At 72.6% G+C, this 2,249-nt stretch carries 2 protein-coding genes; both read right to left on the bottom strand.

Annotated elements, in window-relative coordinates; genetic code table 11:
- Positions 1 to 141: 141 nt before the first annotated feature.
- Positions 142 to 1,272 (bottom strand): aminotransferase class I/II-fold pyridoxal phosphate-dependent enzyme, encoded by a 1,131-nt coding sequence (locus ACFVTF_RS37875; RefSeq protein ID WP_387818771.1) that lies wholly within the window; start codon positions 1,270 to 1,272, stop codon positions 142 to 144.
- A gap of 7 nt (positions 1,273 to 1,279) precedes the next feature.
- A complete protein-coding gene (locus ACFVTF_RS37880; RefSeq protein WP_387818773.1) occupies positions 1,280 to 2,014 on the bottom strand; it encodes a transcriptional regulator in 735 nt (244 codons plus the stop codon).
- Positions 2,015 to 2,249 lie beyond the last annotated feature (235 nt).

Below are 2,249 nucleotides of genomic sequence, written 5' to 3' on the forward strand. Positions count from 1 at the left end.
CACACGCCCCCCTACTACTTCCGCCACCCCACCCCCCCCACGCCGCCCTGCCACAAGCCCTTCGGGGGGCGCGCCGGTGCGGGTGCCTGCCGCCCCCCGCACGGGCCCGACCCGCGTTCCTCCCCCAGCGGCACCCGGCGGTCAGCGCCCGCGGAGCCAGTCGCCGAAGGCCGCCAGGGCGGGGCCCGGATCGCGACGCCCGAGGCCGATCCGGAAGCGGTCGGTGGGAGCGGGCGTCAGGTCGGAGTGGAACATGCTCGCGGGCAGCAGCAGGACGCCCGCCTGCTCGACCAGCGCGGTGCAGAAGTCCTCGACCCCGTCCGCCCCGAGGTAGCGCGGGTAGGCGACGCAGCCGCCGTCCGGGGCGCGCCACTCGAAGAGGTCGCCGAACTCGGCGAAGAACGCGTCGAACCGCGGCAGGTTCTCCGCGATGATCGCGCGGTTGCGCGTCAGGATCCGCTCACGGGCGTTGATCGCGATCCGGGCCAGCACCTCGCTCGGCGCCGAGTTGCAGATCGTGGTGTAGTGCTTGGCCCGCTCCAGCCGGGAGCGCAACTCCTGGTCGCGGCAGGCGATCCAGCCGATCCGCAGGCCGGGCAGGCCGAGCGACTTCGAGGTGACGTTGAGCGAGAGGGCGCGCGCGGAGAGGTCGGCGGCCTGCGGCAGCGCCCGGGCCGGGTCGCGCTCCAGACCGCGGTAGACCTCGTCGGAGAAGAGCCGGATGCCGCGCTCGTCGCACAGCTCCACCAGACGCGTGAAGTCCGCCGCGTCGATGACCTTGCCGGTCGGGTTGTGCGGGAAGTTCACCGACAGCACCCGGGTGTTCGGGCGCAGCGCGGCCGTGACCGCGTCGAGGTCGAGCGCCCAGTCGTCCTTCTCGTCCAGGGCGACGCCGGTGACCTCGCAGAGGGAGAGCGGGATGGTCTCGGCGGACTGGTAGTTGGGGGTCACCACCACGGCGTGGTCGCCCCGGTCGAGGAGCACCTGCATGGCGAGGTTGAGCCCCTCCTGCGCACCGCCGAAGCAGAGCACGTCGTCGGCGTCGACCTCCTGGTACATCCCGGCGATGGCGCGGCGCAGCTCCGGATCGCCGTAGGTCTCGGTGTAGCCGAGCGCGAGGCCGTCCCAGGCCTGGCGGTCCTCGGGGCCGGCCAGGGCGAGGAGTTCGGCCATCGTCATGGTCTGGGCGTCGGAGGCGGCGAGGTGGTAGCGGGCGCTGAACTCCCAGCGCGAGAAGTACGTTTCGAGCCGGAAGTCGGGGAGCCTGGTCATCTCTCTGTCACTCGCTCTCGTCGGCGCCGGCGCCGGCTTCGGCGTCGGCCTGCCGGTTCTCAGGGGCCTGCTGGTTCTCGGGGGCCTGCTGGTTCTCAGGGGCTTGCCGGGGCTCGGGGGTCTGTTTGAGCTCGGCGAGCAGGGTGTAGGCGGTCGAACGGGAGATCCGCAGTGCGGTGGCGACGGCCGGGACGGCGCGGCGCACGGCGAACACCCCGGCCTGGTCGAGTTCGCGCAGGACGGCGAGCCGGTCCTCGCGGCCGAAGCGTTCGAGCGGGCGGCCGTGCGCGCGGACGTAGCCGCCGATCACGTCGTTCATCCGCTCCGTCCAGTCGCGCTCGAAGAGCGGTTCGGGGCGGGGCGCGGTGGGCGCGGCGAAACCCGCCAGCAGGGCGGCGGCGTGCTCCAGCGGGCCCCGGTCGAGGTTGACGCAGAGCACCGCCGAGGGCCGTCCGGCCTCGTCGCGCAGCACGGCGCTGACGGAGGAGAGCCGGCGTCCGTCGGGCAGCAGCTTCTCGTAGGGCCCGTAGACGTCGGGGGCGGACGGGTCGAGGGTGTCCAGTTCGCCGAGCAGCGACGGGTCGCCGGGGGTGCGGGGGGTCATCGGGTTCCAGATGGCCAGCACCCGGTCGGCGGTGGCGTCGTGCAGCACCACCTCGGCGTACGGCCCGAGCAGCAGGGCCACGGCGCGGCAGACCGGTGTCCAGGTCCGGACGCGCGGGTCGGGGGTTTCGGTGGTCATGTTCGGACTGTACGTCCAGACCAGACGTTTGGTCCAGATGTTTCGTTCAGACGTTTCCTGCGGGCGATTCGCCAGGTCGTCCGGTCGTCCGGCCGTCCCGGCTTGCGGCACCGGCGGCGACGACGAAGGCCCCGCCGACGCCTTGGGTTCAAGGGGTCGTCGCAACACCGCTTGGTTTCAGACGGTGAGTAGATCACGTAGACGCTCGGCTGGGGTATCCCAGCCGAGCGTCTTG

The sequence above is a fragment of the Kitasatospora sp. NPDC057940 genome (assembly GCF_042887425.1).
In the GTDB taxonomy this organism is placed as follows: domain Bacteria; phylum Actinomycetota; class Actinomycetes; order Streptomycetales; family Streptomycetaceae; genus Kitasatospora.

Coding starts and splice junctions, on each gene's coding strand:
- ACFVTF_RS37875 (WP_387818771.1), bottom strand. CDS start 1,272: ATGACCAGGCTCCCCGACTTCCGGCTCGAAACGTACTTCTCGCGCTGG.
- ACFVTF_RS37880 (WP_387818773.1), bottom strand. CDS start 2,014: ATGACCACCGAAACCCCCGACCCGCGCGTCCGGACCTGGACACCGGTC.